We start from the raw sequence: 234 nt of genomic DNA, 5'->3' as shown, positions 1-234 counted from the left end.
GCGTGTTGTTGGCCGGGTACGCGGTGATGGTGTTGTTGGGCGCGATCATCGGCCGCAACACCGGCACCAGGTTGTTGGCCGATTCATGCTGCAGGCGGAACACCTGCGTGACGACCTGCTCGCCGCCGCGCGCACCTGCGGCACCCACCGAGGTGGGCGAGCCCTGCAGCTTGGCATCGGCTTCCGGCACCACCTTGGTAAAGCCGTTGCCCTCGACAATCGCATACCCCTGCA

Annotated in this window: 1 protein-coding gene; it reads right to left on the bottom strand. The window is 66.2% G+C overall.

Translation table 11 applies throughout. The annotated features are described in order from the left end of the window. A partial coding sequence (locus ACVA6Q_RS24955; protein ID WP_446649270.1) for a secretin N-terminal domain-containing protein occupies positions 1 to 234 on the bottom strand: 234 nt, incomplete at both ends.

It is taken from the genome of Vibrio sp. DNB22_10_4, from assembly GCF_052879755.1.
The sequence above is the reverse complement of the archived record's forward strand: the minus strand, read 5'-3'. Positions and strand labels throughout refer to the sequence as shown.